Here is a 22,515-nt window from a genome sequence, read left to right on the forward strand (position 1 = left end):
TTTTGGGATAGTTTTTCTTTCGTTATTAAATGGGGATGGTTTCTGCGGATGACCAAGCCCATAGCCCCGATTGCAGTGGAAATCCTTTTTCTTTTTTTTCGGAAAAAAAAGAAAAAGATTGCAACGGAAAGCGGGATCAAGCTTCTAAAAATTTTAAAATATTATCAGAGAATGTTTACAGGAATCATTGAAGCGACCGGGAAAGTCGAGAAAATTGAAAGACGGGAAAGTAATATAGATTTTTGGCTGAGTGCGCCTTTTGCTGGCGAATTGGAAATCGACCAGAGCGTGGCTCACAATGGCTGTTGCCTTACGGTGGTGGAGGTGGTGAACCCTTTTTACAAAGTGACGGCGATCCACGAGACGCTGGCAAAGACGAATCTTGGTTGTTGGGATGTTGGGACGGAAGTGAATCTGGAGCGATGTTTGCGCTTCGAAGGGCGATTGGACGGGCATATCGTGCAAGGCCACGTGGACAAAACGGGCGTGGTGGATAGCATCGAAAATAGGAACGGGAGTTATTTCATTACCATTAAGTATGATGAATCGGCGGAATATACGACGGTTCCGCAAGGCTCTATTACGGTGAACGGAATCAGCCTGACGGTGGCGGAGAGCGGTGCAGGGCAGTTTTCTGTGGCCATTATTCCTTATACTTGGGCGTTTACGAATATGAGAAATCTTGAGAAAGGCGATGTGGTGAATCTGGAATTTGACATTATCGGGAAGTATGTTGCCAAATTATTAAAAAAACAGAATGTCATTAAGTGATTATAAAGGTTACCAACTGAGGAACCGGGTTTTTGCGGGTTTTCTTACGATTTGTATCTTGAGTGTGGTGACTTCGGCGGCTCTGTCTTTTGTGATTCTGCGAGACAATGCCAAGAAGCAGAGCAAAACCGATATGCAGAATAAAACCGAGGCGCTGATGGCTTCGCTGGATTATGCACTTAGCCATTCTCAGGTTCAGACGTATGATATTCCCAAGGTGTTGGGAAATAAAATTTATGAAATTGCGGACATCAACAAGCACGACATTATTATTTATGACCTGAAAGGTAACTATCTGCTATCCAACAAAGACCCCAATCTTGTGGAGCAAAAAAAGATGCCTGCCAAGGTTCTGAAAGAAATCCGGAAAAACGGAAAAAAGTACGATGAAAAATCCTACGACGAAAAATTGGGCGCCAGCATCATCTCGTCGTATATGGTTCTGAAAAATAATATGTTGGAAGATATTGCGTACATCTACTTTCCGTACTATCATAATGAGAGTGCTTATATGAGCGTCTTCCGGAATTATTTTGGCTACATTATCGGCGTCAACGTTTTGATTATTCTTTTTAGTATTTGGCTCAGCTGGATTATTTCCAACAACCTGACAGACGCCATTACCCGATTTACATCGATGATCAGCAGCATCAATCTGTTTGATAAAAATCTAAAACCTATCAAATATTATAAAAACGATGAACTCAATGCGCTGGTGAAAGCTTATAACAAGATGATCGCCGAGATCGCCGACCAGCGCGAACGATTGAGCTACATCGAGAAGCAATCTGCGTGGCAAGAAATGGCGAAGCAGGTGGCACACGAAGTCAAAAACCCGCTGACGCCGATGAAACTGATGATGCAGAATTTTGAGCGGAAATTTGACCCCAACGATCCCCACATTAGCAATAAAGTTAAAAATCTCAGCGAGATCATCATCGGTCAAATCGATGTGATCAATAGGGTGGCGAATGCCTTTTCCGAATTTGCGCAGCTGCCGCAAAAAAATGATGTCGAAATCTGTCTGAACACCGAAGTAAGAAATGCACTATTAATCTTCAGCGACGAGAATATCTTTGTCCACGCCAACCAGGAAGATATCCGGATGAGGATCGACAAGGATTATCTCACGAGAATCATTACCAACCTCGTAAACAATGCCAGCCAAGCAAAATCCGGCGAAAGAAAATCTCTCATCAATGTAGATCTGGAAAAAATCGAAAAGCGGATCAAAATAACGGTTCAAGACAATGGAGTAGGGATCCCCGCCGATAAGCTGGACAAAATATTCGATCCCAATTTCACCTCCAAAAACAGCGGTATGGGCATCGGCCTGACAATGGTAAAAAGAATGGTAGAAGATTATAACGGTACGATTACGGTGGTTTCTGAGCTCGATAAAGGCGCTACTTTTACGATTTCGATGCCGTGCAACCTTTAAATTTTTTGATGAGGCGGTCGATCGGGGTTTCACAATAATGAAAGATTTCAACTTCAAAAAATTCGCTGTCAAACAAGCGCCATCGGTCTTCCGAGTGGGAACAGATGCTGTTCTGCTGGGCGCTTTGGCAAGCGTTTCCGGAGCTCAGCATATTTTGGAAGTCGGATCCGGCACGGGCATTATTTCTTTGATGTTAGCCCAAAGAAATCCAAATGCGACGATCTTGGCGATAGACATCAATTCGCATGCTGTGGATCTTTCTGAAATCAATTTCTCCAATGCGCCATTCTCGCGAAGAATGAAAGCTGAATTACAAGATTTCAAAACGTTCGAAACAGAACAAAAGTTTGATCTTATCATTTCCAATCCGCCTTATTTCGAAATTAATGCTTCCGGGAAAGATATTCTTGCAAGACAGAGATTGGAATTAAATTTTTCTGGTTTAATTAACAAGGCAAGTCAATTACTTTCGGAAAAAGGACTTTTCACAGTCATCATTCCCCTGGATTCTGAAAAAGAATTCACCGAAAATTGCTTTGAGCTGAAGCTATTTCTTCAAAGAAAAGTCAGCATCAAAGGCATCAAAACCGCGGAGCCGAAACGTGTTGTTTTGGAATATGCATTGGTGAAATCGGAACCAAAAATCGAGAACTTTGTGATAGAGAAATCACCCAGAGTGTATTCTGATGAATATTTGGAATTGACAAAAGATTTTCATCTTTTCCACAAAAAACCGCTATGAAATTTTCCGAAAGATTCTATTGCTAAAAAAACATCAAAATTGATATCAAACATCCAATTTCTAAAGATTATTCAAAAAGTTCCGCCGTATCCAAAACCGAGACCTTGCCATTTTCGCAACGGATGGCTTCGCCGGGAAAGTTTTGAATCATATGATAATCGTGGGTTGCCATCACTACGGCGCAATGGTTTTCTTCCGAAAGATTTTTTAGAAGCGTCATAATATCGTTTGAGGTCTCCGGATCCAGATTTCCCGTCGGCTCATCCGCAAGGATTAATTCCGGATGATTCAAAAGCGCTCTTGCAATCGCAGCACGCTGCTGCTCGCCGCCGGACAGCTGGTGCGGCATTTTGTGTTTTTTGGTTTTCATCCCCACGCTCGAGAGAACTTCGTCTATCCGTTCTTCCATTTTCTGTTTGTCTGTCCAGCCGGTGGCTTCCAAAACGAAAAGCAGATTTTTTTCTATATTGCGGTCGGGCAGCAGTTGAAAGTCTTGGAAAACGATTCCCAATTTTCGTCTCAGGTTGGGAACATCAGATTGTTTTAATTTTGTCAAATCGAAGCCGGCAACCTGGCCGCTACCGCCTTGCAAAGGGAGTTGTCCGTAGAGAACTTTCAGAAGAGAGCTCTTTCCGGAGCCCGTTTTCCCGATGAGGTAGCAGAATTTTCCTTTTTTGATATGAAGATCCACGTCATTAAGGACGGTGAAGTTTTTCTGAACAATTTTTGCGTCGTTTAGATCTATAATGCTAACTCCCGGCTCATTTCTGTGTGGCATAATGATGATAATTGATAGTGATAATTGATCAGTGATAAGATTGCTTGTCGACTTCGTGGCATAATCGTCATACAGCGTTTAATCCATCCAAAAATAATAAAAACATCTTGTAGGGCATCAATTTTTGGGAAATTTTAACAACAAAAAAATGTCTGAACACACGTCCAGACATTCTTTTTATATGATAATTTTTCGAAATTATCTCTTAGCGCGCTGTGCGCTAACAGTTAAACTCTTTCTGCCTTTAGCTCTTCTAGCGGCCAACACTCGTCTGCCGTTTGGGGTGGACATTCTTTCGCGGAAACCGTGTTTGTTTCTTCTTTTTCTCTCAGATGGTTGGAACGTTCTTTTGCTCATCGCCGGTATATTTAGTTCGTAATTACTGTTAAATTTTCAGATTGCAAATATACAGCTTTTATTTTGTGCTACAACTTTTTTATAACAATTTTCAGTTATCATCTCTAAAATAATTTAGCGGATCGATTAAAATAAATATTTTCCCTATTTTCTTAAAGTCTATCATTATCCTTAGATTTGTGTCAGAAAAATGAAGCTAAACTAATGAAAAGCATTTCCACTTTTTCAAATACAATTTCCGGCTTAATCTTGATTTTCATCTGGATTTTTACAATTATAAATTTTCAAAAGTTGCCGGAAATCATTCCAACTCATTTTAACTTCAGTGGCAAACCCGATGGTTTTGGAAGCAAAAATTCACTTTGGTTTTTGCTTGCGGTTGCAACGGCCTGTTTTGCATTGATGCTGTATCTTTCCAAAAATCCGAGTTCTCCATTACTCAATATCCCTACGAACCTAAAGGAAAATCCCAAAATCGGAAGATTGGTTGTCAATATTTTGAATTTTATTTTGATGCTGATGTTTGCAGATATCAACTACGAAAGTATTGCGATCGCATTAGGCAAATCAAAAGAATCAATTTCGGCAATTGGTTATTTGGGAGGCTCACTTTTGATTTTTATCATTGGAATGATGATTTATTCCGTCTCAATTTCTAATTCTCAAACCCGCAAGGATTCCCGATGAAATCTCTGTACAATCTTTTCGTCCGCCTGATGATTTTCGGAATGAAGGTCTATTCAATCTTCGATGCCAAAACCAAAAAAGGAATCCGAGGCAGAAAGCTATCTCTGGACATTGTGAAAAACGCTTTTTCACCAGAAGATAAAGTCCTGTGGATGCACGCTTCCAGCCTGGGCGAGTACGAGCAAGGTTTACCAGTTCTCGAAAAATTAAAAGAACAATTCCAAGATTATAAGGTTCTAATCACATTTTTCTCGCCATCAGGTTATGAAAATGTGAAGAAGAAAAAGCATGTCGCCGATGCGATTTGTTATCTGCCTTTCGATAAAAAGAAAGATATTCAGGAATTTGTTTTTAGCTTCGACTGCGAGATTTTCTTCACGGTAAAATATGATTACTGGTACAATCTTCTGAGCGAACTAAAAAATCGAGGAACAAAGATTTATGTGATTTCTGCCTTGTTTTATGAGCATCAGATTTTCTTTGAGAGCTACGGCAAATGGTTTGTGAAGCAACTGAAAAATAACGTCGATTGGTTTTTTCATCAGACCATCAAATCTTCTGCTTTGGCAAAAAATATTGGATTGATAAACTCCTCCGTTTCCGGCGACACGAGATTTGACCGCGTGAAACAGTTTCTACAAAGAGACAATCACCTCGATTTTATAGAAGAGTTTAAAGGCGATCAGAAACTAATCGTTTTCGGAAGTTCTTGGCAAAGCGAGGAAGATATTGCCCAACTTTTGGTCAAAAAACTTCCCGAAACCAAATTTGCCATCGCGCCGCACGATTTGCACCGCGTTGCGCATCTACAGAAATTATTTCCAAACGCCATTTTGTACAGTTCGCTTTCCAATTCTGAAGCACTTCAAACTTCCAATTGTCAAATTTTAATCATCGACAGCATCGGAAAGCTTTCCAAATTATATTCTTACGCAGATTTGGCGGTTGTCGGCGGCGGTTTTCATTCGGCGGGTTTGCACAATATTTTGGAAGCGGCCGTTTACTCGGTTCCGGTCATTTTCGGAAGTCATTACAAGCAAAATCCCGAAGCCGAAAATTTGATTGCGGCAAAGGGCGGCAAATGTTTCGACGATTTTGTGACGGCGGCAACCTTCATCGAGGAAATGATGAAGCAAGATCTGGCCACGCAAGATGGCGAAGTTTCTTATCTGAAAGAAATGGCGAACAATGCCGGCGAATTCGTGCGTTCTCAGCCGAATGCCACAGAAATTATTTTGAAGAAAATCTTATCGTAAAAAACCTTGGCTTTTAATTTTTTTCACGATGAGTTCCAGATGATCGGGAATGTTTTCGCATTTCAACCAGTTGAAATCCAATCCGTTATTGATGCAGATTTTTTCAAGATATAGATTTTCGTGGATTTGGAAATCGATATCAGCCAAAAGTTCGTCAAATTCCATCCAATAATCTTCGTCCAGTTTTTTGATAGAAATCAAGGCTTTGAAGATTTTATTGATGAGATAGATGTAGAGTTTGTAAACGTTGTCGAATCTTTCAAATGATAATTGATAGTTATGCTCCAAAATTTTGTTGATCAAAAATAAGTTCAAATAAACGTCACCAAATTTATCGGTTGTAACCTTCACGTGCTCTGTTATTTCGCCGCTGCTGCTCCTTATGAGCATTAGAAAATATTTTTGATTGGCAATATATTTGCAAGCATAGGCGACATTTTTAATGATGTTTTCTTCCATTGCATTTCGTTTTTCGTCGACGGTTTCCGGATCGATGAGTTCGAAATAAAGTTTCTTAGAGAGCAATCTGTCTTTTTTCAGCAATCGGAAGATCAATTTATCTTTTTCCGCGGGAGAAAACTCGCTCAGAGCCCGCTTGAATTCTTTTGAATATTCCATTAATTAAAGATTTTTGAATATTTGATAAAACCGTTCAATGCCCAATTCGCCGTGTAATACAGAGATTTGAGGGTAGAAAATTTCATATAATTTTTGTAAACCAAATATTGGTCTTTCATCACGTCTGATTTTTTTCGGGAGACGCTGTTGGGCAGCATTCTGTATCTGGACAAAGTTTTTTTCAAGGGTTTTCCTTGCGGGATTTTCTTCAAAAGTTCCAGCCACATCACGTGGTCTTCGCGTTTGGTGCCTTCGGGGAAGTAGAATTTTCCAACTCTTTTGGAGTCATACATCGAGGCTAAGAGTGATAATCTGCAGGTTTTCAGAAGATTATTAAAATCCACAACCGTATCTGCTTCGAAATCTCCTAAAATCGGATTCAGATTTTCATCGCAGCGGGAATAGGTGGAGTAGGCCAACTCGGCATTTTCAGATTTCATAAAAGCGATCATTTCTTCGAGGAAATTGGGTTCCCAAAAATCGTCGGCGTCCAGAAAAGTGATGAATCTTCCGGTTGCATTTTCGAGAGAAATGTTCCTGGCGTGTCCTGCGCCGCCATTTTTTTTAGTTTTAAATACCTTGATTCTTGGGTCGTTTTGCTGTCTCAGAATTTCTATGGAATTGTCGGTTGAGCAATCATCGGTAATCAGCCATTCCCAGTCCTCAAAAGTTTGTTTGAGGACAGAAGCAATCGTTTCTTTCAAATATTTTGAAGAATTGTAGCTTGGCGTGATGATTGAGACTTCCGGCAATGGGGATTTTTTACAAAGATAAAAATATAGACTTTAAGATAATAGATGAAAGATAAAAGACTTTGTGATGATGAAGGCACTTCGACTCCGCTCCGTGTTACAAGTCTAATACGGACTGCTATTTTACGATTTCAAATGTTGTGGTAGATGGCAAATATTGATTTGAAGCTCGGAATATGCGCCCCGGCCTGAGTGGAGCTCTTTTTATTTTTTCTTTGGAAAAATAAAAAAGCGGGAACGGAGGACGGATAAAGGCGCCCAAATAATTGTTATTGTTGAAAAGTGAATGCGAAAAATTAAAAATTGTCCATTTCTTTCAAAATCTTAACTTTGTGACTCTAAAAAATTATTCATTATTAATTCTTAGTTCATAGAATGTTTTACGACCATCAGCAGATAGAAAAAAAGTGGCAGAAATATTGGGAAGACAACCAAACTTACAAGACTTCCGACTCAACCGACAAACCGAAATTCTACGTCCTCGATATGTTTCCGTATCCTTCCGGAGCCGGGCTTCACGTGGGTCATCCGCTGGGATACATCGCGTCGGACATCTATGCGAGATTCAAAAGGCATCAGGGTTTCAACGTTCTCCATCCGATTGGTTACGATAGTTTTGGACTTCCTGCCGAGCAATATGCGATACAGACCGGAACGCATCCGGCAATCACCACCGAACAAAATATCAGGCGATACGAAGAGCAATTAAGGAAAATTGGTTTTTCGTTTGACTGGAGCAGAGAAGTGAGAACTTCGGATCCTTCTTATTATAAATGGACGCAATGGATTTTCATCCAGTTGTTTCATTCCTGGTACAACAAAGATTCGGACAAGGCAGAATCTATCGAAACCTTAATCCAGCATTTTGAAGAAAAAGGAACAGAAGGATTGAATGCCAATCAAAATGAGGAATTAAATTTTACTTCTGATGAATGGAAAAATGCTTCTGATATTAAGAAAGAAGAAATATTGCTAAACTATCGGCTGGCTTACAGAGCAGAAACGACGGTGAATTGGTGCCCGGCTCTGGGAACTGTTTTGGCCAATGATGAAGTCAAAGATGGGAAATCCGAAAGAGGCGGTTATCCCGTTTTTCAAAAGAAAATGATGCAGTGGAGTATGCGTATTTCTGCATATTCGGAAAGATTGCTGCAAGGTTTGAAAACTTTGGACTGGCCTCAGCCTTTGAAAGATGCTCAGGAATATTGGATTGGGAAATCTCAGGGTGCGGAGGTGGAGTTTGAGGTTTTCACCCCAGCTCTCTCAAAAGGAGAGGGGTTGGGGGTGAGGATCTCAGTATTCACCACACGTCCCGACACAATTTTCGGAGCAACTTTTATGGTTTTGGCGCCTGAACATCCGCTGGTCCAAAATTTAACAACTCCGGAGCAGAAATCCGAAGTCCAAAATTACATCGAAGAAACTTCCAAAAAAACAGAGCGTGATAGGATGGCCGACGTGAAAAATGTTTCTGGAGCCTTCACGGGAAGCTACGCCATCAATCCTTTTACCGGAAAAGAAATGCCGGTTTACATTTCGGATTACGTCTTGATGGGTTACGGAACGGGCGCCGTGATGGCGGTTCCTGCGCACGATGAGCGCGACCATAGATTTGCAAAGAAGTTCGGGTTAGAAATTATCAAAGTTGTAGAATCTGATGTAGATGTTCAGGAAGAAGCATACGATTCTAAAGATTCGTTTTGCATCAATTCTGATTTTTTGAACGGACTTAATTATAAAGAGGCTAAAGCAAAAATAATTGCCGAAATCGAAAACCGAGGCATCGGTCACGGAACAACGAATTACAGACAGCGGGATGCGATTTTCTCCAGACAAAGATATTGGGGCGAGCCGGTTCCTATCTATTATAAGGACGGAATGCCGTACACGTTGCCAAATTCCGCTTTGCCTTTGGAACTTCCGGAAGTTGAAAAATATCTACCGACAGAAAACGGCGATCCGCCATTAGGAAATGCGAAAACGTTTGCCTGGGACGAAGCAAATCAGAAAGTGGTTGCCACAGATTTGATTAATGATGAAACCGTTTTCCCACTGGAATTATCGACGATGCCGGGCTGGGCTGGAAGTTCTTGGTATTTTCTAAGATATATGGATCCGAATGATGATGAGGTTTTTGCTAAAAAAGAATTGACCGATTATTGGGGACAAGTGGACTTGTACATCGGAGGAAGCGAGCACGCCACCGGACATTTGTTGTATTCCCGGTTTTGGAATATGTTTTTGAAAGACAGAGGTTACATTGAGCAAAATGAACCTTTCCAAAAATTGATTAACCAGGGGATGATTTTGGGGATGAGTGCGTTTGTTTATAGAAACTTCTTGACTGTTACAGTTTTTGATTCTAACAAAGAGAAGTTCTCTTCAATTGAATTTAAACAATATTATCAAGAAGTTATAAATGGAACTCCAATTTTTATTTCTAAAAAACATATTGATAAATTTAAACTTGATGAAAATTACAATTTAGAAACTGATTTGGAAATTTTAAATCAAGTAAACAAAATAAAAAATGTAATCGCAGATAAATTTAGATTAAAATATCCAAACATTGAAGAAATACAAGTTGACTTTGAAGCTCTAAAATGGTTTTTAATGCCAGTTCACGTTGATATTTCTTTGTTAAAAGGTACAACCGACGAATTAGATATTGAAAAATTCAAACAATGGAGACCCGAGTTTGCGGAAGCGGAGTTCATATTCGAAAACGGAATCAGCTCCCTCTCCCTCGGAGAGGGTTGGGGTGAGGCAAAATATATCTGTGGCCGCGAAGTAGAAAAAATGTCCAAATCCAAATACAATGTCGTCAACCCGGATGATATTTGCAGCGAGTATGGCGCCGATGCCTTGCGCTTGTACGAGATGTTCCTCGGTCCATTGGAGCAATCCAAACCTTGGAACACGCAAGGTCTTAGTGGTGTTTACGGGTTTTTGAAGAAATTCTGGAACTTGTATTTCAACGGTGATACTTTTGAAGTTTCTGATGAAGAGCCAACTAAAGCGGAATTCAAGATTCTCCATACCTTAATCAAAAAAGTACTCTTTGATATCGAGAATTTTTCTTTCAATACTTCGGTTTCGTCTTTTATGATAGCTGTCAACGAGTTACAGAAACTGAAATGTAATAAAAGAAAAATATTGGAGCCGCTGGCAATCCTTATTTCGCCGTATGCGCCGCACATCTGCGAAGAGTTATGGTCTTTGATGGGACATCAGAGTTCTATCGAGTTCGAAAAGTTTCCGATTCTCGATGAAAATTATCTTGCGGAAGACGAGATAGATTATCCGATAAGTTTTAACGGAAAGATGAAATTCAAGCTTAAATTGGCTGCAGATCTGGGAAAAGATGAGGTAGAGAAAATTATCTTGGAAAATGAAGAAATAAAAAGATACTTAGACGGAAAAACAGTTAAAAATTTCATCTTCGTTCCAAAAAAAATCATTAATATTGTCGCGTAATTCTGCAATTTAAATGATAATTGTAAAAATGTTAACAAAAAATTCTTACATAGCATAGAACTTTTCAGTTAATTGCGGACGTATTAAATAGAGACGATTGGTAGTGATTATTTTAATCATGTTCCCCGATTGATATAATAAAATGATAAAAAAAAAGTTTAGATGTTAGGATCACTTTCAGGTGCGATAAATCTTAACATAAAAAAAATACAAAGTCACGTTATTTAGTTTGCATTTTTAAATAATTTGGCTTTATTTTACAAAAATAAAATTTAACAATTATAATTTAGTTTTAATATGGAAATGAATGTTTCAAACACAGACGAGCAAGTAGTTGCTAGAAAAAAAGGAGGTCTTAATCCTGCAATAATCATCCCAATTTTATTAGTGATTGGTATTGCCATTTATTTATTTGTATTGGGTAATCCGTCCAATTTTCAGGAAGATGCGCGGCTTGCCGGCAAATCCTCGGTAGCATTTGCAAATGATATCAAAACGACGGAGTTGCATCCTCACGGATTAGGCGTTATTTATATGGGAGGAGTTCTTGTTCCTGTTTTGATCACTTTTATGATTATCGTTATCGTATTTGCAATTGAGAGAGCAATTGTATTAAACAAAGCTCAAGGAACAGGAAACGTAGACAACTTTGTTCTAAAAGCAAGAAAATTGCTCAATAACAACAAAATTGATGAAGTTCTCGAAGAGTGCGACAAACAACAAGGTTCCATTGGCAACGTGGTGAAAGAAGGCCTTACGACTTACAAAGCTTTGGCAGTAGATACCACTTTGGACAAAGAGCAAAAAATGGCTGGTCTCAACAAAGCCATCGAAGAAGCCACTACTCTGGAAATGCCAATGTTGGAAAAAAACATGAACATCCTTTCCACCTTGGGAACCGTTGCTACATTGGTTGCCTTGCTTGGAACAGTATTGGGGATGATCCGTTCATTCCAAGCCTTGGGACAAGCGGGCGGAACACCGGATGCTGCTGCACTATCTATCGGTATCTCCGAGGCGTTGATGAATACGGCTCTGGGTATTAGCACCTCTGCAGTCGCGATCATCCTATATAACTATTTTACTTCCAAAATCGATAACCTTACTTATAAGATCGACGAGATTTCTATGAGTATCCAACAGTCTTTTGCTGAATTTCACTAAGAAATCGAGCTTTTATAAAATGTATTTTACATTTTAAATTCATCAAATAGTTAAATAGACAAAACAATGGCGAGAATTAAACCAAAAAGACACGGGGTAGCGCTGGATATGACAGCAATGTGCGATGTAACATTCTTACTTCTTACATTCTTCATTACAACTACCCAGTTCAAAAAGCCCGATGTGGCACAGATAAAACCGCCTTCTTCTATATCAGAAAAATTACTTCCTGATGCCAGTCTAATGACCGTAAGTGTTACGAGCGACGGCGTGTTTTATTTCCAGCCGGTAGAAAACGGATCAGAAAGAATGCAACTCTTGGACAAAATGGGAGCAAAGTATAAAATGAGCTTTACCAATCCTGAAAAAGTTGCCTTTGCAAAAATAGAAGCTGTTGTAGTGCCAATGGGACAGTTGAAAAGTTTTTTGAATCTGCCCGAGCAACAGCGGAAAGCATATAAATCGAAAGAAGGAGTTCCGATGGACAGTACAAACAAACAGTTAATTGATTGGGTACAGCAGAGCCTTGCCGTAAATCCAAATTACAAGTTGGCAATCAAAGGCGATGTAACCACTAAGTATCCGAAAGTCAAAACGTTGTTTGAAGGTTTGAGAGATATAGATTTTCTTAAATTTTGGTTGATTACATCACAAGAAACTAAAACAAATTAATCCAACGAGAAATGGCAGAAGTAGAAGTAAAAGAGGATAGTGGCAAAGGCGGCAAAGTTCGCTCGAAGAAGCACAATCCCCGTGTAGATATGACACCGATGGTTGATTTGAATTTCCTGATGTTGATGTTCTTTATGTTCACCACAACATTCAGCAAACCCAATGTGATGGATCTCGGTCTTCCGGCAAAACCGAAAGATGAAAAACAAAAACCACCGGATACAGAAATCAAATTGAGCAATTCAATTTCTATCATCATAGGTAAAGACAACAGAGTTTTTTATCACCAGCAAGATCAGGAAGGTCTTAATGATGAAAATTTTATTGAAACCAGTTTTGACAGAGAAGGAATCAGACAAGTAATCGAGAAGGCAAAAGCCGCCGCAGCTGATAAAGACAAATTTACAGTAATTATAAAGCCAACGGATGATGCAGTATATAAGAATTTTGTAGATATTCTAGACGAGATGGCCATTACCAAAAACGAAAGATATGGTGTCACCGATATCAAACCCTGGGAGTTGGCTATCTACAAAAGAAAAGTCGGGGAATAGCAAGTTCTCGCTACAATTATCATATTTAAAATATCAAAAATGGCAGACGAAAATTTGAATTACAATCAAACACTTGATGAGATTGTATTTGAACATAGAAATAAAGCGTACGGAGCGTATGACCTTAGGAAATCGTATCCCAAGTTGCTCACAAGATCCTTCATCATAGGGACGGTTCTTTTTATTATCCTCGCAGTTTCTCCTCTTATATATCTGAAGATTCAAGAAATGAATGCGAAAGAATCTGTAGAAGTGGACGCGAAATTGGTAGATATATTAGAAGAAGAGCCAATTGTAGAAGTGCCAAAAGAGGAAGAACCACCTCCACCGCCTCCTCCAAAAGTGGAGCAACAACAAGAAGTAATACAAAACGTGGTGCCAGAACCTAAAAGAGCGCCGAAGATTGAGACGCCGCCACCGCCCATTACAGAACAGCTCAAAACTACCACAGGGCTAACTAATCAGGAAGGAGTGAGAACACCCGTCTATACCCCTCCACCACCGCCTCCCGGCACGGGCAAGGCAGTGACAGTTGAGGTGAAACCCGTAACCAATGAGGTGTACGAGTCTGTAGATCAAGCGGCTGATTTCCCGGGAGGTGTCAATACCGCATTCAGAAGGAAATTCGTGGACAACTTTGATGGAACCGATCTGGAAGGAGAAGGTACTATCAAAACCGAAATCACCTTCGTTGTAGAAAAAGACGGCTCTCTTACTCAAATAAAAGCCACAGGACCCAATGCAGCTTTCAACAGGGCAGCTGAAGAAACAGTGCGGTCGATAAAAACAAAATGGACGCCTGGAAAAGTCAACGGTCAACCGGTGCGATCTAGATTTAGATTCCCTGTTACAATGAATTTCCAATAGATCAGTCGACCTAATAGCTATGCAAAAGAGAAGTTTTCACAACTTCTCTTTTTTTATTAAATTTGCGACATGTATAAATGGCTTTCTTTATTGGTAGGATTTCTCTACATCGCATTCGGGGTTTTAATGATAGTTTACAGATTCTCAAGAATCATTGAATCTAATATTGCCTATCCCCTAGGCGCTTTATTAGTTGGATATGGAATCTTTAGATTTGTACGCGCTATTATAGCCCTCAAAAATGATAATTGAAAAATGAAAAAAATACTTCTTCTGAGCTGGATAAGTTTGTTTTTTTTCTATTCTTGCTCCAAAGATATCGATATTGATAATCCAAATAAAGGCGAAATCACCGTAGAAGCAGACGAGTCCTTCAGGAGCGTTTTGGAAGCCTTGGTAGAAAGATATACCGCTCTTAATCCCCAGACCAAGATCAACCTTGTTATTAAAAAAGAAGATCTGGGATTACTGGATCTTTTGGATAAAAAAGTGAGGGTCGTCGTGATGTCGAGAGAGCTATCCCAAAAGGAAAAAGAAGCTTATGATAAAAAAATAGATATGCCTTGGCTACCGGCTAAATTTGCAGCCGATGCAGTGCTCTTTGTGGTTCCAAAAGATTCGCCTTTGGAAGCTATCTCCATGGAAGATATTTATAAGGAATTAAATTCTGATGAAAAAAGAATGATATTCGATGGGGTAAACTCGAGTAATCTCAATTTTGTTGCTCAGAAATTCAAAAAAAATCCGGGCGACTTAAAATTTTCCGTCATCCCTGGAAACAAAAATGTAGCCCAGCAGCTGAAAAACTATCCAGACAAAATCGGTGTGATCAGCTACAACACCATCAGCAGACCCTATGGCAAAGAAGCGGAAAACCTTAGAAAAGAATTGAAAATTTTAAAAATTATTCAAGATCATAAAATCTACGACGTCTCTATCGACAATCTCAAGAATATGACCTATCCTTTTACCAGAATTCTATATTTCCTTACTAATGAATCTTATTATGGCTTGGGAAATGGTTTTATAAGATTTTCCTGCCAGCAGCTTGGTCAGATTATCGTAGAGAAAGAGGGATTGCAACCTTATAATATTTTCCCGAGGGAAGTGCAAATGAGATAGCTTAATTTTAATATTTTTTTAACACGCTAATTAAATTTTATTATCTATTTTGGTCTGAATATTGTCAGAAAAACAAATTTATAGTTTAAAAGGAATAATGAAAACAGAGAATATAATGAATTTATCAAAAAAAATTATTGTAACAGCAGCAGTCGGTTTATTTACCAGCCTAAGTTTTGCACAGTCGGTGCAAGACGGAATCAACTTGGTAGACAGCCAAAAATATGCGAAAGCGAAGCAAAATTTCCAAGAACTTATCAATCAGAATCCTAATGAAGCGAGTTACTACTTCTATTTGGGAAATATATATCTTACACAATTTGATCCCAATTTTGAATTGGCCAAGGAAAGTTTTAACAAAGGTCTGTCCGTAGATCCCAAAAGTCTTTTGAACAAGTTGGGTCTCGCCGCCGTCAAGCTAGGAAAGGGTGACAAATCTGCCATCACAGAAATTCAGCAAATTGTAAAAGACTCCAGAGAAAAAGATCCGGAAGTGCTTTTCAGAGCAGGCGAAGCGCTTACCTTATTCGAAAAGTACAGTTCGCCCGATCTTGCAATCACCTACCTGAATAAAGCCATCGAAAAAGCGCAGAAAACAGGAGTGCCTGCTAATTACTATTATTCTTTAGGCGATGCCTACAGAATCAAAAAAGATCCCGGAAATGCAATGACCGCCTACGACAAAGCAGAAGCCGTGGCAAAGAACAAAGCTTCCGTATATACCAGAAAAGCAACACTGTGGATTGCAGCCAAACAATGGCAACAGGCCAAAGCCAATATTGATAAAGCACTCGCGGTAGATCCCACCTATGCGCCGGCTTACAAGGCATTGGCGGGCTATAATATCAGATATCAGAAAAATGCCGAAGCAACACAGAATTTGATAAATTATGCAAAATATGCCGATGAAGATCCATATACACAATTGGAAATCGCAAAACTTTATTTTACTAATGAAGATTATACAAACGCCAAGGCGACTTTAGATGCTGTTTTTGATAAGGTGACCGACCCAATCAAATATAAATTGCGTGCATACATCTTATATGGCGAAGGTAAATATGCTGAAGCTCAGCAAAATATGAATACTTTCTTGTCTCAGGCAGATTCTTCAAGAGTCCAGACTTCCGATGAAGGTCTGCAAGGTCTTATCGCAGCAGGATTAGCCAAAGACGAAAAAGATGCAGCCAAGAAAGCACAACTCGAAGCATTGTCTCAACAAAAATTAAGCATTGCAAAAAACGCAAAAGACGAGACCATGAATTGGGATGCTGAATTGGCAAAAATAAAAGGTGGCTTGGTGGGACTTTCTCCAGACGCCGGTGCTACATCACCGCAGATTGAAGCCCTTAAAGCCAAAGTTGCTGCAAATCCGCAAGATACCGACGCTATTTATAAATTAGCTCAGGCTTACCAGGATGTCAAGAACTGGGATGGTGCGATCATGACTTGGCAAAAAATGATTACATTGCTTCCGGATTGGGAGCCGGCGTATTACAGCCAAGGGTATGCCTACCAACAGGCCGGTAAACAAGATCTTGCCGCTGCGGCTTATCAAAAGTATATTGATGTTTTGACTTCGAAACCCGCCGCAGATCAGGAAGCCAACAAAGAGACACTCTCTTACGCTTACTTCGCGATTGCTTTCATTGTAAAAGACACCGATAAAGAAAAAGCGAAAGAAATGGTGGCGAAATCGTTGGCACTCAACCCAACATATGCAGATGCTCTTAATTTGCAGAAAAACCTTAATCAGTAAACTCTACATAATCAATTACTAAAACTTCCCATTCCTGGCGATTGGGAAGTTTTGATTTTAATACATTTGTAAATAATATTTTTGAGAATGAAATGTGATATCTTGGCAATTGGCGCCCATCCTGACGATGTAGAATTAGGCTGCGGAGGCACCATTTTGAAGTTGATAGCCGAAGGCAAATCAATCAGCATTGTAGATTTGACCGAAGGGGAGTTGGGTACGCGCGGAACCGCCGAGACCCGAGCGGCGGAAGCTAAAGAAGCTGCAAAAATATTAGGAATCTCCGCCAGGGAAAATCTAAAAATGAAAGATGGTTTTATTATTAATTCGGAAGAATATCAACTAAAAATCGTGGAAATGATCAGAAAATATCGACCCGATATTGTGTTGGCAAATGCAATCGACGATCGCCATCCCGACCACGCCAAAGCAGCAAAGTTGGTTTCCGATGCTTGTTTTTTATCGGGACTAAAAAAAATAGAAACCTTTGATAGTGAGGGTTTGCAAGAAATCTGGCGGCCGAAGCACATCTTCCATTATATCCAGTGGCGAAATGTAGTGCCACATTTCGTGATCGACATCACTGGATTTTTAAATCAAAAGATTGAAGCTTGCTTGGCCTACAAAACGCAATTTTACGATCCGAACTCTACGGAGCCAATCACCCCCATCGCTACAAAAGATTTTTTAGAAAGCTTGACGTACAGGGCGCAGGATTTAGGGAGACTATCGGGCGTAGAATTTGCCGAAGGTTTTACCACCGAAAAGCTCCTTGCTTTCAAAAATTTCGACGGAATTGTTTGTGATTAAACGATAAAAAGTTATATTTGCACACGCGAAAAACGGTGATTGTAGCTCAGTTGGTTAGAGCGCCGGATTGTGGTTCCGGAGGTCGGGGGTTCGAGACCCCTCATTCACCCAAAGACTCAGGCGCATTCTTTTTCGAGGATGCGCTTTTTTCATTATCCCAAAAATATTTTTAAATTACATTTTCAAATGTTGCCGATGCTCGCAAAACTGAATTCCTTTTTATCTTATGGTAATCTATTGATAGCAACTGGGATAATTGTAATCCTGAAAATATTCTATATCGTACTGATTCAGAAAGAATTTGTAGGTTTAGAGGATTTTGCAATCGCTCAAAATATAGTGGCCTATCATCAATATTCGCAGTTTATCAATCTTGGTGGGACTGCTTTCAAACTTCCTGTTTATCCTCTTTTTCTAAGTTTTTTCATCTGGTCTTTGGGCAATAATGCACTTTTAGGCGTCGCCATAGTGCAGGCACTAATAAGTTTCTTCATTCCACTGCTACTTTTCAGGATTTTAAGATTATTTGGATTGGAAAAAGTAGGTGTGCTCGCCGGTTTTTTGTATATCTTGTCGCCGGCCTATTTCCTTTACAGCGGTATCATCGAGGCAACCAACGTTTTTGTGCCGCTGCTTTTGCTCTGGTTGTATTTCTATTTTAAAATTTGGTGCTCCAAAGAAAAGCGGATGATTTCCTTCATTATCTTTGGTTTTGTGACGGCAATTTTGTTCCTTACGCAGGTTGTTATAGTTCCGTTGGCTTGCTTGATGATTCTCGCTTTATTAATCTACGAAAGAGTAAGTTTCAAAAATTTTGCGCTTATGGCTTGTACAGCAATCCTGTTTTATTCGCCTTGGGTGATCCGAAATTATTACGTTTTCGATAAGATTATTCCTTCCAAAACGCCCGTTTGGCAGAATATATATTTTGGGTTTACGCCGAAGGGCCAGCTGCGGAAAGATCTCCAATTGATTACAGCGGAGCGGGATCATAACTTGTACCAAATGAGCGATGAAAATGATGAGCTGGCGATGGAAAAGATTTATAAAGAAGAAACGCTAAAAGCAACACAAGGCAAACCCCAATATTTCATCAAAAAAGCACTCAGCAATCTGCTTTGTCTTTGGTATATGCCGCCCAAATATGTCGATGATCAAAGTTGGCCGGTAATCGCAGGTCGCAAAATCTATGTGGTGATTTTGGATTTGCTGACATTGATTTCGCTCTTTTTTTTATACAAAAAATCCAAAATGGTTTTTTGGTTTTCAGTGCTGTTTTTCTCCAACTTTTCTTTACCGTATATGATTGGTCACGCCGCCAATATGCGGTTCAAATTAGACTTCGAATGGTACCAACTCGTTTTGGTTTCATTTCTTTTAATGGAAATCCTTGCGCATTTTCTATCAAAGAAAAGCGACACCGCGTAAGAGTGTCGCCTTTATTCATTAAACTTCGTCGTCCGATTCTATCGTAAACGATTTTGATTTGAAATCTTTTTCGTGCCGTTCCGAGATCACGTCTTCGCCCTTCTGTTGGATGATGAAGTCTGTGGCTTCGTTAAATAATTCTTGGAAACTTTTAAAATCCTCTTTATAAAGATAAATCTTGTGTTTTTCAAAAGTAGCTTCGCCATTGTCCCCAAAATTCTTTTTGCTTTCGGTAATGGTGAGATAATAGTCACCCGCTTTGGTTTCCCGCACATCAAAAAAGTACGTTCTTCTGCCCGCTTTCAGCACCTTGGTGAAAATCTCATTCTCATGTCGTTCCTTAAATTCACTCATCGTTATATATTTTTAAAATCTGTTTAAACAAATATAACAGAATTCTTGGAAATTCAAAATTTTTTGTTAAAAAAATCCTGAAATTGGTTAAATTTCTTAAAAATTTGGCAAGATTATTAACAGTTTATTGAGCATTTAATTCAAATATAATATCTCGTCCGCCATTTTAGCGCTTGATTCTCTGTGAGTTATGATGATAGAGGTCGTTGTCTTCAAATCATTTTCGATGTTGTGCAATATATGTTCCTCCGTCTCCGTATCCAAGGCAGAGAGGCAGTCGTCGAAGATCAAGATATTCGGATATTTTATCATCGCCCGGGCTATGCAAATCCGCTGTTTCTGACCACCAGAGAGCATTACGCCGCGCTCGCCCACCATAGTATCGTATTTTTCTTTGAACTCTTCGATGTTTTTGTGGACATCAGCTTTTTTCGCCATTTCCACCACCAAGTCGTGATTTGGATGGTCTATCGCAAATCCGATATTATTCTCGATCGTGTCGGAAAAAAGATAACTTTCCTGCGGCGTGTAGCCCAGCTGGTCACGGTAAAGTTTTAGATTGTGGTTTTTGAGATTTTTCCCGTCGATGAGTATCTCGCCTTCATCCGGATCGATTAATCGGCACAGCAATTGTGCAATGGTAGATTTTCCGCTTCCAGTCTTTCCCATTATTGCTAAGGATTTTCCGGGATTTATTTTGAAGCTGAGATTATCCACCGCTTTGATGCCCGTATTCGGATAGGTGTAGCTCACGTTTCGGAATTCTATTTCTCCGAAGATCGGGTAGGTTTCATTATTTGTATTGACGATCTCCGATTGCATATCCAGAAACTCATTCACGCGCTGCATACTGGCCTCCGCTCTTTGGTTGATAGACGTTACCCAACCCAGCATCGAGAATGGGAAGATGAGCATATTGATGTACATAAAGAAATCTGCAATCGTTCCCACACTCGTTTCGCCGGCTATATATTTTTGACCGCCGATGTACAGAACCGCTACATTCAGAAGCCCGACCACGAAGAGGATAATCGTGAAAAAATATGCTTCGGTTTTCGCCAGATCCAAGGCTTTGTCTTGATAATCTCTAATTTTTATGCCGTAGTTCTTTTCAATATATTTTTCTTTACTGAAGAATTTGACCACTCTGATTCCCGAAAAACTATCCTGAACAAAGGTCGATATCCCGGACTGGCTTTTCTGCATTACCTTCGATTTTCTATTGATAATATCACTGACTTTGTAGATTACAAAAGAAAGAATTGGCAGAGGCAACAAGGTCCAAAGTGTCATCCGAACATCGGTCATAAACATATAAGTGCTCGTGATAATCAGCAGAATTACAAGATTGAAGAGGTACATCACGCCGGGACCCAGATACATCCTAATAGCGACCACGTCCTCGCTCAGCCGGTTCATCAGATCCCCGATGGTCGTCTTTTTGTAATCCGTAACCGATAATTCTTGATAATGGGCATAGATTTTATTTTTCAGTTCATACTCTATTCTTCTGGAAGCCACGATGATGGTTTGCCGCATCATAAAAGTGAAAAATCCCGATAGCAGAGAACAGACAATCAGAATACCCGAGTTGATAAAGATGATCCGGAAATAGCTCCAATTATTTTGGACATTGGCTATTAGTCCGGCTGAATCGGATAAGTGGAGCGTGGAATAATTTTCCGCAATGATATTCACCGTTTGCCCGATGTATTGAATCTTGTATATCGCGAAGAAATTACTCAAAATAATGAATAAAAATCCCCAAAGTAGCAAGACGCGGTGTTTCCAGAAATACGGATTAAGTGATTTTAACGCTTTCATTCTATGGCTTCGGTTTTAGAAAAGCGATGCAAAATTAATGATTTAAAATTTCAGAAAAGATTTTAAAACGCCGGTTTGATTGTTTCTTAACAATTGATAACAGATCAGCAAAGCATCCGTCAAGAAAAATAGAAAAGCCCGCTTTCGGAAACTTTTTTGTTAGTAATCCTTAAAAAAACAAAAAGGTTCGAAATTACTGAACCTTTTTACGTTTTGTAGAATTTGCTATTTTTATGATGTTCTCATCCATCTAATTCATCGAAACATCTTCCGGCGCATTGGCCCAAAGCAAAAACTCGCCACCCAAGTTCTGCATAATATTTTTCCAAAGCCCCTGATCATTAGGCGAGGTGTAATCCAAATTGTAAACATCCACCACTGTCCACATTTTTCGTTGCAATTCGCCCTCCAGCTGCATACTCGCCCAGCCGGAATATCCCGAGAAAACCTTCATTTCGCTCGTACTAATCTCCCCGTTGATGATCGCAGAAATCACCGCGTCAATATCTTCTGTGAGATAAAACTGCTTGTTGATTTCAACATATTCTGCCGTAATCTTTTTTTCCCCTTTTATGATGAAGTAAATCCTTTCTTGCTCCACAGGGCCGCCTTCATATAGATCCACAGGGAAGCCAAGAATATTCAGCAGCTGCGAACTCTTGTTCTGATTCTTCTTATTTAGGATCAGGCCAAACGCCCCATTCTCGTTGTGATTGATTATCAAAACAACCGAACGGGAAAATATATCGCCCGAAATGTCCGGCGTAGATATTAAAATTTTACCTTTATAAGAGTAATTCATATTTCAAATCTATAAAAAAATATTTTTTTTGGAAAGAATTTCAATTGAAATTTACGTTAAATTTTACAAGGATTTAAACTGTTTTGGGCAGCTTTATCCGCCTTCCGCTCCCGCTTTTTTCTTTTTTTTCCAAAAAAAGAAAAAGAGCTCCGCTCAAGTCGGGCTGCAGCTTCGCAAAGTTGTAGATTTCTCTTTTGAGATATCCGTTTTTCATCTTTAGTTTTCATCGCTGCATTTTACGCCTTTCAGCCAGGAAAGCTGTTGCTATCTAAAAAATCTT

The 22,515-nt window shown here is 39.6% G+C and carries 22 protein-coding genes and 1 tRNA gene; 15 read left to right on the forward strand and 8 right to left on the reverse strand.

The genetic code is table 11. The features are described 5' to 3' along the window. The first annotated feature begins 171 nt into the window (after positions 1–171). From DTW91_RS02775 to DTW91_RS02785, 3 genes are read left to right on the forward strand one after another with little or no spacing between them, the layout of a single operon-like run. Positions 172–771: a riboflavin synthase gene (locus DTW91_RS02775; protein ID WP_125201894.1), complete on the forward strand. Its 600-nt coding sequence runs from the start codon at positions 172–174 to the stop codon at positions 769–771. Further along, a complete protein-coding gene (locus DTW91_RS02780; RefSeq protein WP_125201895.1) occupies positions 758–2,212 on the forward strand; it encodes a sensor histidine kinase in 1,455 nt (484 codons plus the stop codon). The genes DTW91_RS02775 and DTW91_RS02780 overlap by 14 nt, the downstream gene beginning before the upstream one ends. Before the next feature lie 37 nt (positions 2,213–2,249). Beyond that, positions 2,250–2,954 carry a tRNA1(Val) (adenine(37)-N6)-methyltransferase gene (locus DTW91_RS02785; protein WP_125201896.1) on the forward strand — a complete coding sequence of 235 codons (705 nt, stop codon included), beginning with the start codon at positions 2,250–2,252 and terminating at the stop codon, positions 2,952–2,954. A gap of 67 nt (positions 2,955–3,021) precedes the next feature. Here the strand turns inward: DTW91_RS02785 and DTW91_RS02790 are convergent, their stop codons facing one another. Further along, the gene (locus tag DTW91_RS02790) at positions 3,022–3,732 is read right to left on the reverse strand and encodes a cell division ATP-binding protein FtsE (protein ID WP_125201897.1); all 711 of its coding nucleotides are present in this window, start codon (positions 3,730–3,732) and stop codon (positions 3,022–3,024) included. Positions 3,733–3,930: 198 nt separating this feature from the next. Beyond that, a complete protein-coding gene (gene rpmH / locus DTW91_RS02795; protein WP_125201898.1) occupies positions 3,931–4,089 on the reverse strand; it encodes a 50S ribosomal protein L34 in 159 nt (52 codons plus the stop codon). A 204-nt stretch (positions 4,090–4,293) separates the two neighbouring features. Here rpmH and DTW91_RS02800 point away from each other — a divergent pair, with 204 nt between their 5' ends. Next, complete coding sequence (locus DTW91_RS02800) at positions 4,294–4,776, forward strand: DUF1648 domain-containing protein (protein WP_125201899.1); 483 nt, start codon at positions 4,294–4,296, stop codon at positions 4,774–4,776. Beyond that, on the forward strand, positions 4,773–6,032 hold the full coding sequence (locus DTW91_RS02805) for a 3-deoxy-D-manno-octulosonic acid transferase (RefSeq protein ID WP_125201900.1): 1,260 nt from the start codon (positions 4,773–4,775) through the stop codon (positions 6,030–6,032). The genes DTW91_RS02800 and DTW91_RS02805 overlap by 4 nt, the downstream gene beginning before the upstream one ends. On the opposite strand, the gene DTW91_RS02810 is transcribed toward DTW91_RS02805, so the two are convergent. Both DTW91_RS02810 and DTW91_RS02815 read right to left on the reverse strand, forming a co-directional pair. Continuing rightward, positions 6,024–6,650 (reverse strand): deoxyuridine 5'-triphosphate nucleotidohydrolase, encoded by a 627-nt coding sequence (locus DTW91_RS02810; RefSeq protein WP_125201901.1) that lies wholly within the window; start codon positions 6,648–6,650, stop codon positions 6,024–6,026. The two genes, DTW91_RS02805 and DTW91_RS02810, sit on opposite strands and share 9 nt — an antisense overlap. Further along, entirely contained in the window at positions 6,650–7,402 is a 753-nt protein-coding gene (locus DTW91_RS02815) for a glycosyltransferase family 2 protein (protein WP_125201902.1), read from the reverse strand. Before DTW91_RS02815 ends, DTW91_RS02810 begins: the two co-directional genes overlap by 1 nt. A 375-nt stretch (positions 7,403–7,777) precedes the next feature. Here DTW91_RS02815 and DTW91_RS02820 point away from each other — a divergent pair, with 375 nt between their 5' ends. From DTW91_RS02820 to DTW91_RS02870, 10 genes are all read left to right on the forward strand, one after another. Beyond that, positions 7,778–10,879 (forward strand): leucine--tRNA ligase, encoded by a 3,102-nt coding sequence (locus tag DTW91_RS02820; RefSeq protein WP_125201903.1) that lies wholly within the window; start codon positions 7,778–7,780, stop codon positions 10,877–10,879. Positions 10,880–11,176: 297 nt separating this feature from the next. Next, positions 11,177–12,043 (forward strand): MotA/TolQ/ExbB proton channel family protein, encoded by an 867-nt coding sequence (locus tag DTW91_RS02825; RefSeq protein ID WP_125201904.1) that lies wholly within the window; start codon positions 11,177–11,179, stop codon positions 12,041–12,043. Between the two features lie 66 nt (positions 12,044–12,109). Then, complete coding sequence (locus DTW91_RS02830; protein ID WP_125201905.1) at positions 12,110–12,715, forward strand: ExbD/TolR family protein; 606 nt, start codon at positions 12,110–12,112, stop codon at positions 12,713–12,715. Between the two features lie 11 nt (positions 12,716–12,726). Further along, complete coding sequence (locus DTW91_RS02835) at positions 12,727–13,269, forward strand: ExbD/TolR family protein (RefSeq protein WP_125201906.1); 543 nt, start codon at positions 12,727–12,729, stop codon at positions 13,267–13,269. Positions 13,270–13,308: 39 nt separating this feature from the next. Further along, entirely contained in the window at positions 13,309–14,136 is an 828-nt protein-coding gene (locus tag DTW91_RS02840; RefSeq protein ID WP_125201907.1) for an energy transducer TonB, read from the forward strand. Between the two features lie 255 nt (positions 14,137–14,391). Further along, entirely contained in the window at positions 14,392–15,258 is an 867-nt protein-coding gene (locus tag DTW91_RS02850; RefSeq protein WP_125201909.1) for a PstS family phosphate ABC transporter substrate-binding protein, read from the forward strand. 115 nt (positions 15,259–15,373) lie between these two features. After that, positions 15,374–17,017, forward strand: a complete 1,644-nt coding sequence (locus DTW91_RS02855) for a tetratricopeptide repeat protein (RefSeq protein WP_228412625.1) — start codon at positions 15,374–15,376, stop codon at positions 17,015–17,017. Between the two features lie 87 nt (positions 17,018–17,104). Further along, positions 17,105–17,827: a bacillithiol biosynthesis deacetylase BshB1 gene (bshB1, locus tag DTW91_RS02860; RefSeq protein ID WP_125201911.1), complete on the forward strand. Its 723-nt coding sequence runs from the start codon at positions 17,105–17,107 to the stop codon at positions 17,825–17,827. A 34-nt stretch (positions 17,828–17,861) separates the two neighbouring features. Continuing rightward, positions 17,862–17,937, forward strand: a tRNA-His gene (locus DTW91_RS02865). A gap of 76 nt (positions 17,938–18,013) precedes the next feature. Beyond that, positions 18,014–19,255 (forward strand): glycosyltransferase family 39 protein, encoded by a 1,242-nt coding sequence (locus tag DTW91_RS02870; protein WP_185144727.1) that lies wholly within the window; start codon positions 18,014–18,016, stop codon positions 19,253–19,255. 18 nt (positions 19,256–19,273) lie between these two features. Here the strand turns inward: DTW91_RS02870 and DTW91_RS02875 are convergent, their stop codons facing one another. The 4 genes from DTW91_RS02875 to DTW91_RS12650 form a co-directional block, all read right to left on the reverse strand. Beyond that, positions 19,274–19,609: a DUF3276 family protein gene (locus DTW91_RS02875; protein WP_125201913.1), complete on the reverse strand. Its 336-nt coding sequence runs from the start codon at positions 19,607–19,609 to the stop codon at positions 19,274–19,276. Between the two features lie 135 nt (positions 19,610–19,744). Beyond that, entirely contained in the window at positions 19,745–21,433 is a 1,689-nt protein-coding gene (locus DTW91_RS02880) for an ABC transporter ATP-binding protein (RefSeq protein WP_125201914.1), read from the reverse strand. A 250-nt stretch (positions 21,434–21,683) separates the two neighbouring features. After that, the gene (locus DTW91_RS02885; RefSeq protein ID WP_125201915.1) at positions 21,684–22,235 is read right to left on the reverse strand and encodes a YqgE/AlgH family protein; all 552 of its coding nucleotides are present in this window, start codon (positions 22,233–22,235) and stop codon (positions 21,684–21,686) included. Positions 22,236–22,291: 56 nt separating this feature from the next. Further along, complete coding sequence (locus DTW91_RS12650) at positions 22,292–22,462, reverse strand: hypothetical protein (protein WP_185144728.1); 171 nt, start codon at positions 22,460–22,462, stop codon at positions 22,292–22,294. Between the last annotated feature and the right edge of the window lie 53 nt (positions 22,463–22,515).

The sequence above is a fragment of the Chryseobacterium sp. SC28 genome (genome assembly GCF_003932955.1).
GTDB lineage: Bacteria > Bacteroidota > Bacteroidia > Flavobacteriales > Weeksellaceae > Epilithonimonas.

Coding starts and splice junctions, on each gene's coding strand:
- DTW91_RS02775 (WP_125201894.1), top strand. CDS start 172: ATGTTTACAGGAATCATTGAAGCGACCGGGAAAGTCGAGAAAATTGAA.
- DTW91_RS02780 (WP_125201895.1), top strand. CDS start 758: ATGTCATTAAGTGATTATAAAGGTTACCAACTGAGGAACCGGGTTTTT.
- DTW91_RS02785 (WP_125201896.1), top strand. CDS start 2,250: ATGAAAGATTTCAACTTCAAAAAATTCGCTGTCAAACAAGCGCCATCG.
- DTW91_RS02790 (WP_125201897.1), bottom strand. CDS start 3,732: ATGCCACACAGAAATGAGCCGGGAGTTAGCATTATAGATCTAAACGAC.
- rpmH (WP_125201898.1), bottom strand. CDS start 4,089: ATGAGCAAAAGAACGTTCCAACCATCTGAGAGAAAAAGAAGAAACAAA.
- DTW91_RS02800 (WP_125201899.1), top strand. CDS start 4,294: ATGAAAAGCATTTCCACTTTTTCAAATACAATTTCCGGCTTAATCTTG.
- DTW91_RS02805 (WP_125201900.1), top strand. CDS start 4,773: ATGAAATCTCTGTACAATCTTTTCGTCCGCCTGATGATTTTCGGAATG.
- DTW91_RS02810 (WP_125201901.1), bottom strand. CDS start 6,650: ATGGAATATTCAAAAGAATTCAAGCGGGCTCTGAGCGAGTTTTCTCCC.
- DTW91_RS02820 (WP_125201903.1), top strand. CDS start 7,778: ATGTTTTACGACCATCAGCAGATAGAAAAAAAGTGGCAGAAATATTGG.
- DTW91_RS02825 (WP_125201904.1), top strand. CDS start 11,177: ATGGAAATGAATGTTTCAAACACAGACGAGCAAGTAGTTGCTAGAAAA.
- DTW91_RS02830 (WP_125201905.1), top strand. CDS start 12,110: ATGGCGAGAATTAAACCAAAAAGACACGGGGTAGCGCTGGATATGACA.
- DTW91_RS02835 (WP_125201906.1), top strand. CDS start 12,727: ATGGCAGAAGTAGAAGTAAAAGAGGATAGTGGCAAAGGCGGCAAAGTT.
- DTW91_RS02840 (WP_125201907.1), top strand. CDS start 13,309: ATGGCAGACGAAAATTTGAATTACAATCAAACACTTGATGAGATTGTA.
- DTW91_RS02850 (WP_125201909.1), top strand. CDS start 14,392: ATGAAAAAAATACTTCTTCTGAGCTGGATAAGTTTGTTTTTTTTCTAT.
- DTW91_RS02855 (WP_228412625.1), top strand. CDS start 15,374: ATGAATTTATCAAAAAAAATTATTGTAACAGCAGCAGTCGGTTTATTT.
- bshB1 (WP_125201911.1), top strand. CDS start 17,105: ATGAAATGTGATATCTTGGCAATTGGCGCCCATCCTGACGATGTAGAA.
- DTW91_RS02870 (WP_185144727.1), top strand. CDS start 18,014: ATGTTGCCGATGCTCGCAAAACTGAATTCCTTTTTATCTTATGGTAAT.
- DTW91_RS02875 (WP_125201913.1), bottom strand. CDS start 19,609: ATGAGTGAATTTAAGGAACGACATGAGAATGAGATTTTCACCAAGGTG.
- DTW91_RS02880 (WP_125201914.1), bottom strand. CDS start 21,433: ATGAAAGCGTTAAAATCACTTAATCCGTATTTCTGGAAACACCGCGTC.
- DTW91_RS02885 (WP_125201915.1), bottom strand. CDS start 22,235: ATGAATTACTCTTATAAAGGTAAAATTTTAATATCTACGCCGGACATT.
- DTW91_RS12650 (WP_185144728.1), bottom strand. CDS start 22,462: ATGAAAACTAAAGATGAAAAACGGATATCTCAAAAGAGAAATCTACAA.